This is a genomic window from Streptomyces sp. NPDC058457, from assembly GCF_042720695.1.
GTDB lineage: Bacteria > Actinomycetota > Actinomycetes > Streptomycetales > Streptomycetaceae > Streptomyces.
In genome coordinates this window covers 12,943-29,312 of sequence record NZ_JBHXLU010000057.1, presented here as the reverse complement: position 1 = coordinate 29,312, position 16,370 = coordinate 12,943, and the positions used below count along the sequence as shown (strand labels likewise).

Annotated in this window: 18 protein-coding genes; 7 read left to right on the top strand and 11 right to left on the bottom strand. The window is 69.8% G+C overall.

Annotated elements, in window-relative coordinates:
• Positions 1-137: 137 nt before the first annotated feature.
• On the top strand, positions 138-647 hold the full coding sequence (locus ACFWPS_RS34595; protein WP_383712532.1) for a hypothetical protein: 510 nt from the start codon (positions 138-140) through the stop codon (positions 645-647).
• 215 nt (positions 648-862) lie between these two features.
• Positions 863-1,294, top strand: a complete 432-nt coding sequence (locus ACFWPS_RS34590) for a hypothetical protein (RefSeq protein WP_383712529.1) — start codon at positions 863-865, stop codon at positions 1,292-1,294.
• A 112-nt stretch (positions 1,295-1,406) separates the two neighbouring features.
• Here the strand turns inward: ACFWPS_RS34590 and ACFWPS_RS34585 are convergent, their stop codons facing one another.
• Positions 1,407-1,811: a DUF6416 domain-containing protein gene (locus ACFWPS_RS34585; protein WP_383712526.1), complete on the bottom strand. Its 405-nt coding sequence runs from the start codon at positions 1,809-1,811 to the stop codon at positions 1,407-1,409.
• Positions 1,812-2,282: 471 nt separating this feature from the next.
• Here ACFWPS_RS34585 and ACFWPS_RS34580 point away from each other — a divergent pair, with 471 nt between their 5' ends.
• Positions 2,283-2,846, top strand: coding sequence for a GNAT family N-acetyltransferase (locus tag ACFWPS_RS34580; RefSeq protein ID WP_383712524.1), 564 nt, complete (start codon positions 2,283-2,285; stop codon positions 2,844-2,846).
• Complete coding sequence (locus tag ACFWPS_RS34575; protein WP_383712522.1) at positions 2,783-3,187, top strand: helix-turn-helix domain-containing protein; 405 nt, start codon at positions 2,783-2,785, stop codon at positions 3,185-3,187. The genes ACFWPS_RS34580 and ACFWPS_RS34575 overlap by 64 nt, the downstream gene beginning before the upstream one ends.
• 160 nt (positions 3,188-3,347) lie before the next feature.
• Here ACFWPS_RS34575 and ACFWPS_RS34570 read toward each other — a convergent pair whose 3' ends face one another.
• The 3 genes from ACFWPS_RS34570 to ACFWPS_RS34560 all read right to left on the bottom strand — a co-directional run bounded on the left by ACFWPS_RS34570 (position 3,348) and on the right by ACFWPS_RS34560 (position 7,326).
• Positions 3,348-3,797 (bottom strand): DUF6924 domain-containing protein, encoded by a 450-nt coding sequence (locus ACFWPS_RS34570; RefSeq protein ID WP_383712520.1) that lies wholly within the window; start codon positions 3,795-3,797, stop codon positions 3,348-3,350.
• Between the two features lie 175 nt (positions 3,798-3,972).
• Positions 3,973-4,362 carry a DUF6234 family protein gene (locus ACFWPS_RS34565; RefSeq protein WP_383712518.1) on the bottom strand — a complete coding sequence of 130 codons (390 nt, stop codon included), beginning with the start codon at positions 4,360-4,362 and terminating at the stop codon, positions 3,973-3,975.
• A gap of 549 nt (positions 4,363-4,911) precedes the next feature.
• Complete coding sequence (locus ACFWPS_RS34560) at positions 4,912-7,326, bottom strand: SpoIIE family protein phosphatase (RefSeq protein ID WP_383712516.1); 2,415 nt, start codon at positions 7,324-7,326, stop codon at positions 4,912-4,914.
• Positions 7,327-7,474: 148 nt separating this feature from the next.
• On the opposite strand from ACFWPS_RS34560, the gene ACFWPS_RS34555 reads away from it, so the two are divergent.
• Complete coding sequence (locus ACFWPS_RS34555) at positions 7,475-8,653, top strand: CapA family protein (protein ID WP_383712514.1); 1,179 nt, start codon at positions 7,475-7,477, stop codon at positions 8,651-8,653.
• 258 nt (positions 8,654-8,911) lie between these two features.
• The gene (locus ACFWPS_RS34550) at positions 8,912-9,499 is read left to right on the top strand and encodes a fasciclin domain-containing protein (protein ID WP_383712511.1); all 588 of its coding nucleotides are present in this window, start codon (positions 8,912-8,914) and stop codon (positions 9,497-9,499) included.
• Between the two features lie 16 nt (positions 9,500-9,515).
• Here the strand turns inward: ACFWPS_RS34550 and ACFWPS_RS34545 are convergent, their stop codons facing one another.
• From ACFWPS_RS34545 to ACFWPS_RS34530, 4 genes are read right to left on the bottom strand one after another with little or no spacing between them, the layout of a single operon-like run.
• Positions 9,516-10,805 (bottom strand): NAD(P)/FAD-dependent oxidoreductase, encoded by a 1,290-nt coding sequence (locus ACFWPS_RS34545; protein WP_383712509.1) that lies wholly within the window; start codon positions 10,803-10,805, stop codon positions 9,516-9,518.
• Positions 10,802-11,599 (bottom strand): amino acid ABC transporter ATP-binding protein, encoded by a 798-nt coding sequence (locus ACFWPS_RS34540; protein ID WP_383712507.1) that lies wholly within the window; start codon positions 11,597-11,599, stop codon positions 10,802-10,804. The genes ACFWPS_RS34545 and ACFWPS_RS34540 overlap by 4 nt, the downstream gene beginning before the upstream one ends.
• Positions 11,596-12,369: an amino acid ABC transporter permease gene (locus ACFWPS_RS34535; protein WP_383712504.1), complete on the bottom strand. Its 774-nt coding sequence runs from the start codon at positions 12,367-12,369 to the stop codon at positions 11,596-11,598. The genes ACFWPS_RS34540 and ACFWPS_RS34535 overlap by 4 nt, the downstream gene beginning before the upstream one ends.
• Positions 12,370-12,378: 9 nt before the next feature.
• Positions 12,379-13,335, bottom strand: a complete 957-nt coding sequence (locus ACFWPS_RS34530; protein ID WP_383712502.1) for a substrate-binding periplasmic protein — start codon at positions 13,333-13,335, stop codon at positions 12,379-12,381.
• A 194-nt stretch (positions 13,336-13,529) separates the two neighbouring features.
• Between ACFWPS_RS34530 and ACFWPS_RS34525 the strand changes: the two genes are divergently transcribed.
• Positions 13,530-14,738, top strand: coding sequence for a CdaR family transcriptional regulator (locus tag ACFWPS_RS34525; protein WP_383712500.1), 1,209 nt, complete (start codon positions 13,530-13,532; stop codon positions 14,736-14,738).
• Positions 14,739-14,968: 230 nt separating this feature from the next.
• Here the strand turns inward: ACFWPS_RS34525 and ACFWPS_RS34520 are convergent, their stop codons facing one another.
• The 3 genes from ACFWPS_RS34520 to ACFWPS_RS34510 all read right to left on the bottom strand — a co-directional run bounded on the left by ACFWPS_RS34520 (position 14,969) and on the right by ACFWPS_RS34510 (position 16,320).
• A complete protein-coding gene (locus ACFWPS_RS34520; RefSeq protein ID WP_383712497.1) occupies positions 14,969-15,079 on the bottom strand; it encodes an integrase in 111 nt (36 codons plus the stop codon).
• A gap of 94 nt (positions 15,080-15,173) precedes the next feature.
• A complete protein-coding gene (locus tag ACFWPS_RS34515) occupies positions 15,174-15,578 on the bottom strand; it encodes a hypothetical protein (RefSeq protein ID WP_383712494.1) in 405 nt (134 codons plus the stop codon).
• A gap of 301 nt (positions 15,579-15,879) precedes the next feature.
• Positions 15,880-16,320, bottom strand: coding sequence for a VOC family protein (locus tag ACFWPS_RS34510; protein ID WP_383712491.1), 441 nt, complete (start codon positions 16,318-16,320; stop codon positions 15,880-15,882).
• Positions 16,321-16,370: the final 50 nt, after the last annotated feature.

Sequence of the window (16,370 nt, the reverse complement as noted above, 5' to 3'; positions counted from 1 at the left end):
GGCGCGGCGTTCGCGCGGTAATCATTTTCATTTACCGGCCACCTCAATCCCTTGCCTCTCGACGTTCTGGCCGGGATAGTGCCTGCTTGCGCTGTTTTGGGTGATGGTTCGGCCGCCTCCGCCTCGAAGGGCCTCGGATGGACCAGCAGTTCGCGGCCGTGGCCGCTCTTGCACTCTCGTTCCTGGCGCTGCTGATCTCGGCGGCCACCGCGTACCGGCAGCTCACTCTCATGAGGGGCGCGAACATCCTGCCGATAGTCCTGGAAAGCTTCAGCGAGACGAGAACCCAGGAGTGGACCGTCTGCCGGGAGTACATCAACGAGCGTCTCGCGATGGAGCACGATCCGCGTGGCGGGCTCGTCGGTCTTCCGGAGCCGATCAAGCACCAGGTGCGCAAGGTCGCGTTCTTCTTCGACGACCTCGGCAAACTCGTCGCGCACCGGGTCGTCGACGAGGATCTGATCCTCGGCGCGTACGGCGGTTCGGTCCTGGCGATGTGGCGGGCTCTTGCCCCCTACATCGCCGCCCAGCGGGAGATCGACGGTGCCGGGACCGCGGTCTACTTCGAGGATCTTGCAAGACGCGCACACACCCGGACCGGCACCGAAATCCACGCACGTATCGGCCTGCGGCCGTTCCCGGATTAGGTGCCGTCGCTCACTCCGGCGCGCCGGCGTGACTACGGCCTCCTGGCCCGACCGGGGCGGGGGTGGAGGCGTTCGCGCTCTCTGCGGGTGTGGAGGGTCCAGTACTGCGGGAAGTCGCCGCAAGGCTCCTCGCCGAACACACCGTCACCGCAAGCCCTGACCGTCGAGTTGTCGAGGTCCACGACGCCGACGCCTGCCTCGGTGACGAGGCAGCCATGGAAGCCGCGGAGGTACAGGTGGTGGCGGGCAACGGCTACCACCTGTACCTGCTCAGCCTGCAGTCCGGCATCGACGTACGGGTCACCGTCCGCATCTGGGAAACGCCCCCCAAGCCCCCCGCCGAGGCCGAAGGCCACACGCCGATCACTATCGAGTCCGAGACCGGCACCCTCGTCGTGAACCAGCTGACGCTGGGACCGGCCGGCGAGATGACCCTGCCCCGCCCGGGCGTGTACGAGGGCTACGCATGGTGGGCCGGACGCGAAGCGGCCTCCGCCTACTACGACGAGACCTTGACCAGCATCAGCGATGACTGGATCCCCGAGCAGATCCGGCAGTCCTGGAACCAGTGTCCCGCCGACGAACGCTACGTCCTTGACCTGGCCTTCGCCCGGGAGCCCGAACCGGACGACGAGGATGACGACTGACAGCCGCGCTCGCCGTACACCGCACCTCTTCGCGGAGAGACGCGCCATGCCAGGCAACTCTGCTTGACGCAGCCACAGACAGAGACAGCGGCCAGGGTTTCGGTGCCCGCTGTCACTGCCCGAGTTGAGCGGCCAGGAACACGGCCGCCACCGAGGGGCGGACCGCGTACGTTGCTCCTGTGCTCCCTTCAGGGGCCTCCCACCAGTAGAACGGGTAGCGCCGCCCGCTGTTGACGTGTGCCTTGCTCATCCCTGACACCGCACCCGCCACGCGGCGAGCGGGATCGCCCTCGTTCGGCCCGTCCAGGGCCTTGTCCACCAGCTCTGTGCAGTGAATCGCCCGGCCCGGGTTCCTCAGCAAGTAGTCGAGTACCCGCCCGGCCTGCGGCGGGAGTTCGGCCAGGAACACCGCGGCGCGGTCCAAGTCCTCCGGGCCCCATTCCGGGGCACCGTAGTGCCCCTGTTCGCCAGAGTGCTCAGCCCATCGCGGATCAGCCTCGGCCAGATACACCGTCACGTATGCCTCCACGGTCGTTCTTGGGCGCCCCATTCTGCCCGGCCACGAAGACCGCTTGGCGCCGCAGTCCGCCCACGAACTGCGCGCGCTCGTCAGCCAGGGTTTCGCCCGCCTGTGACCGTTCACCGCGATCGGGCCGTCCCGCCCAGCAAACGGCATTGGCTGGTAGAACCATGGAGAGAAGCTTTCATAGGCACACGTAGGACACGGTCTAATGCGGGATGGGTCCTTTGCCGAGCAGAACGCCGCCATCGGCACGTCCGGCGGCGCAACGCCCGCGTTGAACCGGAGACCCTGACGAGCCACTAGAGATCTTTGACTGTGCGGGTTGCTTCGGGTCGTGACGGGATGGTGTGCCGCCGGGTGGCGGTGGGCCGTGAGGATCTGCGCAGCGGGTCCGGCATGGACGAGCACCGTAAGGTCCGGCATGACCGATCGACACCCTGATCTTGATCGGATTGGCTGGGTGGCATGCCAGAGCTGCGAACCGATCGTCTTCTGCTCCGCCGGTGGCGGGAGTCCGACCTCGAACCGTGGGCGGCTATGAACGCCGATCCTGAAGTCCGAGAACACCTGGGGGAACTGCTCACGCGGGAGCAGAGCGATGCCACGGTGGCACTCATGCAGGCCGATTTCGACGAGCGAGGGTTTGGGTGGTGGGCGCTCGAAGCACGGGAGACCGGTGAGTTCATCGGCCGTGCCGGCTTCGCCGAGGTGGGCAAGGACATGCCGTTCACGGGGGTGGACATCGGTTGGCGCTTGATGCGTTCGGCGTGGGGGCAGGGTTACGCCACTGAGGCTGCCCTGGCCTGTCTGGCTTTCGGCTTCGAGGTCCTCGGGCTGCCGGAAGTGGTGGCGTCGACGACCGTCCACAACCTTCGTTCCCAGGCAGTGATGCGGCGGATCGGCATGACCCGGAATCCGGCCGACGACTTCGAGGATCCGAGCGTGCCCGAGGGGCCGCTTCGCCTGTGTGTGCTGTACCGGATCCCCCGCAGGGATGCTCACGGCCTGCAACACGCGGCGGTGGACTGACGGCCGAGGAACGGGCTCGGCGTGAGCAGGTCCGGCTCGCAGCCGCCGATCTGATCGAGGCCGGGGCAAGTGACCGGGAGGTGGCCCGCCGGTTCAGGGTGACCCGGATGTCGGCGAACCGGTGGCGGCGGGCGTTGGCTTCGGGCGGCCGGCAGGCTCTGGTCTCCAAGGGCCCCGGCGGCGCCCGCTGCAAACTCGATGCGGAGCAACTTCGTCACCTGGAAGCCGTGCTGGACGCCGGCCCGGCCGCTTCGGGCTGGTCCGACCAGTGCTGGACGCTGGCCAGGATCACTGAGATCGTGCGCCGCCGGTTCGGCGAGGGCGTGTGGTCGCACCTGTAGAGATCTCTGGCCAACCTCACCAGACACAACCTCGACCAACTCACCGCGCTGGTGAAGACCCGCCTCAACCGGATGCAGTACCGACCCCGCCTCATCGAGGGCCTCATCGCCAGGACCGGACTCGACCTCCAACCGCTGTAACCCCAGCCATTAAAGATCTCTAGAAGGATCGGAAGACTCCTTCAGGGGTGCTCCGGGCAGCTTCCAGGACGTCTGCGAAGTCCAGGTTGGCGATCGCCAGGTTCGCATGGATGTCGTGGACGCCGGCCGGGACAGTACGGACCGCTCCGCCGTAGACATCGAACTCCTCATCGCTTGCGCACTCCTCCCTGGTCAGGACGGCCACTGCCAGCATTGCGTGGTGGCGGGAGAGCATCGTGGCGCGGTCTGCCAGGAAGACGACGCTCAGCTCCTCGTCCGCGGATACGACTGAGATCACCTCGTCGGCCGCGGCCTCGGCCCAGGTTGGATCATCGACGACGTGGACGACAGGCTCGTAGTCGCCATCGCCCCACGGCTGGAGCAACTCGGCGCGGACGGCCTGCCAGGCTGTGTCGTCGCTGTAGTCCGTTCTGATGACCAGCGCAGCGAACGCGTCGCGGCCGCTCACAGCGGGCAGCACCATCGACCTCCGATTTTCGCGGGCGGGTGGATCTCGTGCATCGTTTCAGCTCGCACCGCTGGTCAGTCAGATTTCGCTGAGATCGGTCGGCGGGCCGACTCGTCCACGCTGGTCACCCGGCGGTCGAGGGGCGGTACGCCGTCGACGAGGGCCCGGAGGCTCATCAGGATCCGTGGCACTCGCTGTTGTCGCCGCCGGACCGGCACTGCGACTGCGGTCCGCTGTAGCCGGACTCAGGGGTGGGAGGGTGGTCCTCGCGGTACTGGTTGGCCAGGGCGATTCCCGCGATGAGGACCAGGGCGAGGCCGGCCAGGGTCTGGGCGCACATGGTGACGAATGCCCGGCCCTTGTAGGCCGGCAGCGCTACGGCCAGGACGAGGACTCCCACCACGGCGACGTACACGGCAGGCTTGGTCATACTGACGGTCGAGTTATCGGCTCCGGTGTCGAAGAATGCGTACCCGGCGGCGTCCATGCCCTTGTAATACGCGATGAGGGCTGCCACGGCGTCCACGACGAGCAGCACGATCGCGAGCAGAAGGTCCGCTGCCACGTGCAGACGGTCTTGTTTCTCCCCGCTACGTGGAGGTGTCGTCGTCATGGACCAAGCGTCTGCCAGTGGGCGCGCGGCGTCCTGAGTACGGATACTCAAGCTCCGGGAGCGGTGGAACGGCGTGTGCGCGAGCAACAGGGCTCGAACCTGGCCGTAGACCACGACCACGAGCGCGGGGAATCGTCCGGCGAGCGAGGGACGCCCTCGCACCGTGGGGTTGCGGTGTCGTCGCGGGCCAAGACGTCGGCCGCGAGTTCCGCGAAGCGGCGGGCGGCCGGGGGGCTCCGCGGCGAACCAAAGAGGGGATTTTCCCCAGGTCACAGCCTCGCTCAGGGAAAACCACCAAAGCGGGTGTCGCAGGTTCGAATCCTGCCCGGGGCACTTGGTCGAGTAGGGACAGGGCCCCGGAGCCCGGCCTTCGTGCCGCGGTCGTGCTGGAAGCGAGCGGTTGGCAACGGTCGTTCGGGCTTCGCGGTGGCGGGAAGCCCCGGCTCAGGCGGTACGGCGGTCACGGGTCGGGGGATCGGAGGAGGCGGCGGATTGCCGTGCCTACGGCATGTGCAGCACCTGTTCGCCCCAGATGGTCTTGCCGGTGCGGGTGTACCGGGTGCCCCAGCGCCGCGTGAACTGGGCGACCATGAACAGGCCGCGGCCGCCCTCGTCGAACACTCGGGCCCGGCGCAGATGAGGACTGACGCTGCTTCCGTCGCTGACCTCGCAGATCAGCGTCTCGCCCTTGATGAGCCGCAGCCGGATCGGCCCTCCGGCGTGCCGCATCGCGTTGGTGACCAGCTCGCTCACCACCAGCTGCGTGACGAACGCGGCCTCCGCCAGTCCCCACAGCGCGAGCTGCTCCGTCGCGAGCCGGCGGGCGTCGGCGACGACTGCGGGATTGCCGGGCAGGTCCCAGCTGGCGAGGCGGTCCTCGTCGAACACGCGGGGGCGGGCCAGGAGCAGGGTGACGTCGTCGGCGTGCGGTTCGGGGCACATCCTGTCCAGGACGGTGTCGCACAGGGCGTCGAGCGTGGTGGCCGGGAGGGCCAGGGCGCTGCACAGGTCGGAGAACCCTTCGTCGACGTCGCGGTTCCGGGTGGTGAGGAGACCGTCGGTGAACAGGGCCAGCAGGCCCCCTTCGGGCACGATGACGTCCGCCGCCTCGAACGGCAGACTGCCGAGTCCCAGCGGAGGGCCACAGGGCATGTCGATGACACTGCTGGTGCCGTCCGGGTGGATCAGCACGGGGGCGGGGTGGCCGGCGCGGGCCAGGGAGCAGGTGCCGGAGACCGGGTCGTAGACGGCGTACAGACAGGTGGCGCCGATGTCGCCGGGGATCTCACCGGTGGGCTCGACGACATCATCACCCGCGGTGTGGGTGATGATGTCGTCGAGGTGGGTGAGGAGTTCCTCGGGCGGCAGGTCGATGTCGGCGAGGGTGCGCACGGCGGTACGCAGGCGGCCCATGGTCGCGGAGGCGTTGATGCCGTGGCCGACGACGTCGCCGACCACCAGGCCGACTCGTGCTCCGGGCAGGGGCACCACGTCGAACCAGTCACCGCCGACCTGGGCGCCGCCGCCCGCGGGCAGGTAACGGGCGGCCGTCTCCACAGCGGGGTGCACGGCCGACTCCCGGGGAAGCAGGGCCCGCTGCAGTGCGAGCGCGATGCCGCGCTCCCGTGTGAACCGGCGAGCGTTGTCCAGGCAGATCGCGAGCCGGTCGACGAGGTCCTCGCTGATCGCCGTGCAGTCCGGGCCGAAGGCTTCCTCGTGCGAGGCCGCGTACCTGACGAACAGGACTGCCCCGAGGGAAACGCCCTGCGCACGGATCGGCACGGCGATGATCGAGTGGGGGCCGAACGTCTCCACCAGGGACGCCTGAACGGGATCCTCGGCGAGCCAACCGATGATCTCGGGATCGTCGGTGCTGTGCCGAACGGCCCGGCCCTCGGCCAGACACCGCGCGACCGGCGACGACCGTGGATGGGTGCGCACTTCCGTGGTGCTGATCACCGTGTCGAGCGGGTGTCCGGCGGCCCATTGGTACGCCGCCATGCGCAGGGCAGTGGCACCCCGAGGAAGGACGGGTGCGGGCAGTTCACCGTGGAAGACGGGTTCCAGAAGGTCCACGCTGACGAAGTCGGCGAAGCGAGGGACCGCGAGTTCCGCGAATTCCCGTGCGGTTCCCACGATGTCCAGGCTCGTACCCACGCGGGTCCTGGCCTCGCTGATCAGGGCGATGCGCTCCCTGGAGTCGTACTGCTGGGAGTAGTCGGACGCCGCGACGCACACCGCACGCACCGAGCCGTCCGCATCCTTGAGCGGGAAGACGTCCATGGCCCAGGCGTGCGCCTTGGATTCCCCGGGGAGCCTGACGATGGGCTCCGCCGCTTCCGCTTTCCCGGTCCGGGCCACGCGAAGGACCCGCCGCTCCACCTCCTCGATCGCGTTGCCCTGGAGGATCTCGGTGAGGCGCCGACCGCGGGCCTCCTCCTCGGAAAAGCCCCCCACGCCGAGCATCGGCCGGTTCCCGCGCAACAGGCACGCGTCGAGGTCGCAGATGGCCACGGCAAGCGGCTGCTGCTCGAACGTCCACTGCGGGAGCAAGGCGTCCCGGGGTGTGCCTGCCGTGGCCTCGGGCACGGCCGTCAGCAGGAGCAGGAAGCCGCAGTCCCGATCGGTGTCCTGCAGCGGACACAGGTTCACCTGCGCGTGCAGCGGGAGGCCGTCGCGGTGCCGCAGCGTTCCCTCGGCCGTCAGCAGGTCTTCCAACGGCTTGCCGACGATCTCAGCAGGGGCGTATCCGAGTAGTTCCTGCGCACCACTGCTCCAGCGGGTGATGCAGCCGTCCCGGTCCAGCACGCCCACCGCGGGGGACTCGTCCAGGCGAGCACCGGTGAATTGGCGGGTATTGCGCCTGCCCCAGGTGTGCATGGTGGTCTCTGATCTCTCGTCGCAGGCAGTATCCACAGTGCTCCTGGGATCATGCGATGGCAAGTTCCGGACGAGCTGCGCGGCGCGGGCGGCGTCGAGCGCGAACGGGAACGCGAACGCCGTCGGGACACACCGGCCGGTGACCCTCCGTGGAGGAAGGGTGTTCGCTTCGTAGCATGAGCCAATGATCAGGTCGGTAGAACGGCGCCCCCGGCAGCGGTGTGGGCGGCAGAAGCCGGTGCGCCGTCGCCGTCTGTTCGCCCTCGGTCTGGTCGGGACCGGTGTGGTGGTGGCCGCGGCGTTCGTATTCAGCGGTGGCTCCGAGGACGCGGCCTCGGTCGGCTCCGCCCCGACACCCCTGCGGACGATCGGGACCACGAGGTCCGGTGCACCTGCGCCGCCGCGCCCGGTCGGCACCGTGCGGATCGCCGCCGTGGGAGACATCGTCATGGGCTCGCTGCCGGACGACCTGCCGCCGGATGACGGCGCCTCGTTCTTCGACCCCGTCGAAGACCTGCTCACCGGCGATGTGGTGCTGGGGAACCTGGAGGGCACGCTCACCACCGGCGGTTCCAGCAAGTGCGACTACATCGACGGCCCGAACTGCTTCGCGTTCCACGCCCCGCCGTCCTACGGCCGCCGGCTCAAGGAGGCCGGGTTCACGGTCCTGAACACGGCGAACAACCACATCGACGACTTCGGGGCGGAGGGGCGGCGCGACACGTTCGCTGCGCTGCGCTCGGTGAACCTGCCGTTCACCGGCCGCCTGGGCCAGATCACCGTCCAGCGCGTACGGGGCATCAGGGTCGCGCTGATCGGGTTCGCTCCCGACCGAGGGGCGAACGACCTCACGGACATCCCCGCAGCACAGCGGCTCACCGCCCGCGCCGCGGCGATGGCGGACATCGTGATCGTCACGATGCATGCCGGTGCGGAGGGCTCGGACCGCACCCATGTGGAACCCGGTACCGAGTACTTCGTCGGTGAGGACCGCGGCGACAGCTACCGCTTCAGCCGTGCGGTGATCGACGCCGGCGCCGACCTCGTCGTGGGCAGCGGCCCGCACGTGATGCGGGGGATGGAGTTCTACAAGGGCCGTCTGATCGCCTACAGCCTGGGGAACTTCTCCGGCTACAAGGTGCTCGGCCTCGGCGGCACGCTCTCCACCAGCGGCGTACTGCACGTCACCCTCGGCGCCGACGGCACCTACGTGTCCGGGCGCCTGCACCCGACCCGGATCGTGGAGCCCGGCACGCCGGAGCCCGGCGGCGACGCAATCGACCTCGTCTCCAGCGTGTCCGAGGAGGACTTCGGCTCGCACGCCGCCCACATCTCGGAGGACGGCACGATCCAGCGCCCGTAGCCGACCGGCACTGACCAGGTAAGACAGCATCGAGAGCAGCGTGCGGCAGCTCCGGCCGCCACCCGGCAACGGGCATGCGCCGGGTCCGGGCTTTCGAGATGCGGTCATCGGCTGCTGCTGGCTACGCTCGCTGGGTGGCCGGGTGACGATGCCCCGAGGCCATGGCGCGGCAGCCGCCCCCACCCCTGCCCCCGGAAACGAAGAATTCCGCAGTCCAGACCTCTGCAGTGTTCACGCCTCCACGGGAGGAAGGTCGCGATGAGGTTCACTCGCATGCGCATCCGCACGGCAAACGCCACGGCGGCAGCCCTGGTCGCCGTCCCGCTGGCGCTGATGGGTACGGCGTCGCAGGGCCACCCCGCACAGGACGCGTCTCCCAGCCCGTCCGGCACGTTCGGACCCGGCTGTGCGGGGCTCTCCCAGAAGGTCGGCACGATCAGGGACAAGGTCGTGGAGGCCGCGGCCGCGTATCCGCAACTCAGCCATCTGGTCTCCGCCGCGGTCAGGGCGCATCTGAACGGCACCCTCGACGGGAAGCCCGGCGTCACCGTCTTCGCCCCCGACGACCAGGCCTTCCAGACGGTGACCGTGTCGCAGCTGGCCTCGCTCCTCGCCGACCAGGGGCAGTTGAAGAAGGTGCTGACCTACCACGTCGTGGACCGGCAGATCACCCCGGACGAGCTCTCCCACGGCTCCTTCAAGACAGTGGAAGGCAGCAAACTGACCACGTCGGGCTCGGGCACCGACTTCAAGGTCAACGGCAAGGCGAACGTCGTCTGCGGCAACATCAAGGCCGCGAACGCCACCATCTACGTCATCGACGCGGTTCTCCAGCCGCCGTCCTGACTGCGGAACGCCGAGTTCAGCGGCGGAGCCGGTCGAAACGGAAGGGGGTCAGAGCCTCAGGGCGTCGGCCTGTGAGGACGTACCGGGTGAGCTCGTGGCCGGTGACCGGACCCAGGGTGACGCCGAGCATGCCGTGGCCGGTGGCCGCGTAGGCGTTGGCCCGGCCCGGGACGCGGTCGATGACGGGGAGGCCGTCGGGGAGGAAGGGCCGGCCGCCGACCCAGGGGTCGCGGATCAGGCCGACCAGGTCGTCCGGGTCGTCGAACCAGCGGCCCAGGTAGTGCCGGCTGGCGAGGGCGACGGCGACGACGCGGCGCCAGTCGAGGCGGTTGTTGTTGCCGCTCAGCTCCATCGTGCCGCCGATGCGCGTGGTGGTGCCGATCGGTGAGGCGACGGCGCGGCGCTCGCCGAAGTACAGCGTGTGCCGGGGTGCCGGGTCCAGGTCGACCGAGAAGCTGTAGCCCTTGCCCGACTGAAGGGGCAGCGGATGTCCGAGGCGGCCCAGCAGGGTCGAGGAGCGGGTGCCGGCCGCGATGACGACGGCCGCGCAGGGAATCTCGCCCTGGGTGGTGCGCAGCGCGGTGACCCGGTCCGAGGAGGTGCGGAAGCCGGTTGCCTCCATGTTCTCGTGGATCTTCACCCCTGATGCGGCGAGCGTCTCGCCGAGCGCACGGGCGAACGCCTCCGGGTCGACCACGCCCTCCCCCTCGACGAGGTACGCCGCGCGCACCCCGTCCGACAGCGCCTCGTCCAGCAGTCGCGCCGCGGAACCGGTGACGACGTCGTCGGGGAGCGGATAGCGGTCGTGGGCCATCTCCCGCTGGACGGCGAGGTGGTGGCGGGCCTCGGCCGGGGAGAGGAAGGCGTGCACCATGCCGGGGCGGGTCAGGGTGGTGTCGACCCCGGCCGCACGCAGGCCGTCGAAGAGGCCGAAGGTGTCGCGGTTCAGTTCGGCGATCGCCGCATAGCCGCGCTGGAAGGCGGACGGTGTGCTGCTGCGCCAGAACCGCCACAGCCACCGTGCGAACGCCGGGTCGGGCAGCGGACGCAGGTAGAGGGGCGAGTCCGGGCGGCCCAGTGAGCGCAGGGCGTAGCGCAGGACGCCGGGGGCCGGGACGGGGGTGGAGTGGCTGAGGCAGATCCAGCCCGCGTTGCCACGGGAGGCGCCCGAGGCCAGGCCGCGCCGCTCGACGATCTCCACGGGGACGCCGGCTTCGGCCAGGTAGTAGGCGGTGCAGAGGCCCACCACGCCGCCCCCGACCACCACCACGGGGCCGTCTCCGCCGAGGCCGGGCGTGGTGGTCATGACGCGGATCCGTACGAGGCGAGGAACTCCCGGGTCCGGGGCTGGGCGGGGTTCTCCAGGACGTCCTGCGGCCTGCCCTCCTCCACGATCCGGCCCCGGTCGACGAAGACGACGTGGTCGGACACCTCGCGGGCGAAGGGGAGTTCATGGGTGACCAGCAGCATCGTCATGCCGTCCGCGGCCAGTTCACGCATCACGCTCAGCACCTCTCGGGTGGCCTCCGGGTCGAGGGAGGACGTGGGCTCGTCGAAGAGCAGTACCTCGGGTCTGAGGGCGAGGGCCCGTGCGATGGCGACGCGCTGCTGTTCTCCGCCGGAGAGCGTCTCGGGCTGGGCGAGGGCGCGGTGGGCCACGCCGACCCGGCGCAGCAGCGTGACGGCTCGCTCCAGCGCCTCCTCCTCGGGGACACCGGCCGTGCGCTGGGCCAGTACGACGTTCTCCACGGCGGTGAGGTGCGGGAAGAGGTTGAACCGCTGGAAGACCATGCCGACCGTGCGGCGCAGCCGGGGCAGGTCCCGGCAGACCTTCCGGCCGTCCTGGTGCACCACTTCGCCGGCCACTTCGACCGTGCCCGCGTCAGGGGATTCCAGCAGGTTGACGCACCGCATCAGCGTCGTCTTCCCGCCGCCGCTCTGTCCGATGACGCTCACGATGCTGCCCCGGTCGACCTCCAGGTTCACGTCGTCGAGGACCGTACGGCCGTCGAAGGCCTTGCGGAGCCCTCGTATGCGTACGACCGCCTCAGCGGGGGTCGGCGGCACAGAGGTGTGCGCGGTGGTGACGGGCTCGGTCATACGGCCGCCTCCTTCCGGTCGGTTGCCGTTGCCGCGCCGAGGTCGGCGGTGAGTTCGGCGGCGAGCAGGGCGCGGGCGGCGCGTATCCGGCGCCGTCGCCACGGGGACAGGGGGACGCCGGCCCGTACCTTCCGTTCCAGCAGCAGGAGCAGCTGGGAGAGGGGGTAGCACAGGACGAAGTAGACGGCGGAGATGACCAGGTAGACCTCCAGTGCCCGGAAGGTGGCCGAGGTGATGAGCCGCCCCTCCGACATCAGCTCGGCGGCCGAGATGGTGACGAGCAGCGAGGTGGACTTCAGCAGGTCGACGAGCATGGTGTTGGTGCCGGCCAGGGCCGACCGGACGGCCTGTGGCAGGACGACGTGGCCGAAGATGCCCGCCCGGCCCAGGCCCAGCGCCTCGCCCGCCTCCGTCTGTCCGGCGTGCACCCCGCTGATCGCGGAGCGGAAGATCTCGGAGAGGTAGGCGGCGTAGAAGACGATGAGGCTCAGGCATCCGGCGGTGAACACGTCCAGCCGGATTCCGGCCGAGGCGAGGCCGAAGTAGGCGAGGAAGATGATGGCCAGGAGGGGGATGTTCTTGAACACCTCGGTGTAGACGGCGGCGAGGGCCCGGGCGGGCCACACCCTGCTCAGCCGGAGCAGCGCCACCGCCAGGCCGAGGAGCACCGCGCCGGCGAAGCTGACCACGGTGTAGGACAGGGTGCGGCCGAGTGCGGCGGTCAGGTCGGGGCGGTAGTCGGACCAGGGGACTTGGAAGAAACCGGACATGTCATCCCCTCACTGGCCGACGGAGCCGATGGCGCCGACGGTCGGCGGGGTCCAGTCCGCGGGCCGGTCGACGCCCCGGCGCGCGGCTGCCATGTCGGCCGAGGGCTTGAGGAACTGCTCGGGATCGCCGCCGTACTTCTTGATGAGCTTCGCCAGCTCGCCGTTCTTGTACATGGCGTCGATCTGCGCGGAGATCGCCTTTTCCAGCTTCGACTCCTGCTTCGGGAGGTAGAAGCCGGTCTGGTACGGCTGGAAGTAGGAATAGGCGGGCTTCGCCTTGACCTGCGCGGCGGTGGGCGGGGTCAGGTACTCGGTGCTGATCTTGAGGTCCGGGCGCTGTTTCTGGGCCGCGATGATGAGCAGCGGGTCGAGGAAGCCGACGTCGATGCGGCCCGCGCCGAGGTCGTCGAAGACACCGTTGGCGTCCGGGTAGGCGTGCAGCTTGGCGCCGGGTACGGCCTGGATCGACTTGACCCAGACGTAGCCCTCGACCGTGCCGAGGTTCAGGTTCTCCAGGTCGCCGACCGTCTTGTAGGTCTTGCCGTCGCGGACGGCCATCGCCGGGGGCGAGTAGTAGGGCGGGTCGGTGAAGAGGCCCTGCTTCTGCCGGTCGGCGGACCAGGCGACCCCGCCGATGGTGATGTCCACCCGGCGGGACTGGACCCCGGCGAGCATGCCGGCGAAGTCCGTCACCTGCGGTTTGATCTCCAGGCCGAGCTTCTTGGCCGCGTAGGCGAGGATGTCGCCGTCCAGGCCGACGATCTTGCCGCCCTGGACGGTGGTGTACGGCGCGTACGGTTCGACGGCGACCTTGATGACGCCGGGCGTGAGGGTGCCCAGCGCGGCGGTCTTCGCGGAGACGTTCTTCGGGGCGTCGTCACCGCCCGAGCCGCAGGCGGCGACGGAGGAAAGCAGGAGGAATGTTGACAAAGAGGCGGCGATGGAGCGCACACGGATCATCGGCATGAGCCTTCCGTTCCGGCTGAGGGAGCCCGCCGTTCACCGCGCTGTGCCCCCGGCGGGGATGTGATTGGGGCCATACGCTAAGGAGCGGCCCGTCGTACGTCACCGGTCACTTCGTACACAGTTGTGGCTGGAATCGTCCCCTTCCCTGTACGGTGCGTCCAAGCCAGGGCCGCCCCGCGACGGGAGGAACGCCCGTGCTGAGCCCGTCGCTCGCGCAGGAGATCGCCGGGGACACCTCCGCCGTCATCGGCTTCAACGTGCTGATCACCGATGCGGAGGGCATGGTCATCGGCAGCGGCGACAGCAGCCGTGTCGGCACCTTCCACGAGGCGTCCGTGCAGGTCGTCCGCACCCAGGAGGCCGCCACGCACAACGCGTCCCAGGCTCAGCAGCTGCGCGGCGTACGCCCCGGCATGACCCTGCCGCTGATCGCGGGCGGGCAGGCGGTGGGGACGGTCGGGATCACCGGGACGCCGACCCAGGTCCGGCGTTTCGGGCTGCTGGTGAAGCGGCAGACGGAGATCCTGCTGCGGGAGTCCGTGATGCTGCGCTCCCGGCTGCTGGCCGAGCGCGCGGGCGAGAAGCTGCTGGCCGACATCGCCGCCTACGATCCCGAGGTCGTCGAGGGCGACTTCCTCGTCTTCCGGGCCGCCGAACTCGGCTTCGACCTGCGGCTGCGGCGGGTCGCGGTGGCGTTCGAGGTGACCGTGCCGGCCGCGGCCGCGCACCGCCAAGGGGCCCCCACCCTGGCACTGGTCCGTTCCGAGCTGCTCCGCACCGTCGGCGAGGTCTTCGCCGACCCCCAGGACATCATCGCCGCCACGGCCCCCGGCTGGATCGGCGTCCTGCACCGGCTGCCGGCCGCAGGCTCCACGGAGTCCCTGGCCGCCGACTGCCGCCGCATCACCGACGTCATCGCCGCCCGGGAGGGGCTGGCCGCCCGTGCGGGCATCGGCGAGCCGGCCACCTCCGTCGGCGGACTGCACGACTCCTACCAGGACGCGTGCGAGGCGCTTCGCCTCGGTAGCCGCGTGGCCGGTGGCTCCGCCGTCCACCTCATCACCGATCTGCGGGTCCACCAGGTGCTGACCGCGGTGGGTCAGTCCGCCCGCAACCGGCTGGTCGACCTCACCACCGGGGACCTGCGCACCCAGCCGGACTGGCCGGCGCTCCGCGACACGATCACCGCCTGGTGCGAGAGCGGGTTCAACCTCGTCAGGGCCTCCGAGGCCCTGCACGTCCACCGCAACACCGTCGTCTACCGGATGAACAAGATCGAGCAGATCACCGGCCGCCCGCTGCGCGAACACCGGACCACCATGGCGCTCTACCTCGCCTGTCTGGCGGACCAGTTGGGCGGCGGCACCGACTCCGCCGTGCGACGGCGTCGCGGGGGGCGTTGAACGACGCCGACGAAGACGCCCGGCGGCCCGGGGAGACAGGCGAGCGTGCGCCATGCGTGAGCGGACTGTCCACCAGCATCGGTGAACGCTCAGCCGTCGACGTCTCGTCGGTCACCCCACCGCACGGAACGCATTCGGCACACTCGGGGACGGGAAACCCTGCGGACACGTGAGAACCACGGAGCGGTGGTTTCCCGGGCCCGGCACCACACAGCCGACGTTTCCGCAGGTCAAGGGAGCGCCCAGAGGTGGCTCACGGCCTCGCCCCGGGTTTCCTGCACGACGTGCGTGTACGCGTCCATGGTGATGCCGACCTGGGAGTGCCCGAGGACCTCCCGCACGACGCGGGGCGCGACTCCTGCCGCTGCGAGGAGGGTGCGGAGCGGCTCGGGGCGCGCCCGTCACGGGCGCGCCCTCGCGTGCCTGCGGTGACGACTACCGGACCAGGATGATCACGAAGCTTCCGTTGTCGAATCGGTGGTTGAAGCAGGATCCCGAGTGGTTGAAGCAGAACCCGGGGTGATCGAAGCGGAACCCGCCGTGGTCGAAGCGGAACCCGCCGTGATCGAAGCGGAACCCGCCGTGGTCGAAGCAGCGCCAATCGTCGTGGCCGAAGCACCAGTTGGCAGGCACCTGGGTGTGCACGGCAGGGGCTGCTGCGGCCGTGCCGGCTGCGCCGATCGCTGCGCCGCCGGCCAGCAGAATGCCGGCAGCGGACGCCGCGACGAAACGCCTCGCCCGTTGTGCTCGCATGATGGATACGCCCCCTTCCTTCCGTCGTCTCGCGCGGCTCTCGGCGGCACGAGAAGGGTGGCCGCAGCCGCGGAGCACGCCCCGCATCCGAGATCCCGATGTACGGGAACCAGCCGGCCAGGTGCGTACTCCCTGGATGCGCCCTATTTCCAATACGTCCGAGGAGCCCATTCGGATTGCCCCTCGGCGGACCTTGCGCCGGGTGGTTCCGGACGAAGCGGACGTGGGTCCAAAGGTCACGTTGGTGCACATCCCCAGCCCTGGCCGGGCGTCGCCCGGGCCGTCGCGCCACGACCCCACGGTGATCGGCGTAGGGAGCGTCCGCCGGTCGGCTGTGGAGGGAGGCCCGGATGCCGGGCTCGATGGCTGCCGCACCTGCAGGTGGCTCTCAGTGCAGTTGCTCGGCCAGTCCGACGATGATGCCCTCCGGGCCGCGGAGGTAGCAGAGCAGGTAGCTGTCCTCGAACCGGGCGATCTCGCCGACGAGTTCGGCGCCGTGCGGGCGCAGGCGGGCAACGGTGTCCTCGATGTCGTCGACGGCGAACATGACGCGGTGCGTGCCCAGAATGTTGTGCGGCCGGTTGCGCGGCCCGGCGCTGATCACCGCGGGGCTGCGGTACTTCGCCAGTTCGAGCCGGCCGTGACCGTCCGGGGTCCGGACCATCGCGATGTCACAGCGGACGCCGTCGAGTCCGGTGCACTGGTCGGCGACGAGGCCCTCGACCTCCGCCCTGCCCTCCAGCTCCATACCGAGTTCCACGAAGAACGCGATGGCGGCATCCATGTCCTCGACGACGATGCCGACGTTGTCCATCCGCTGAATCGCCATGCCGGTTTCTCCTTCTTCCTCGTACGGCCGGTGGTGGCCGCTGATGCCCC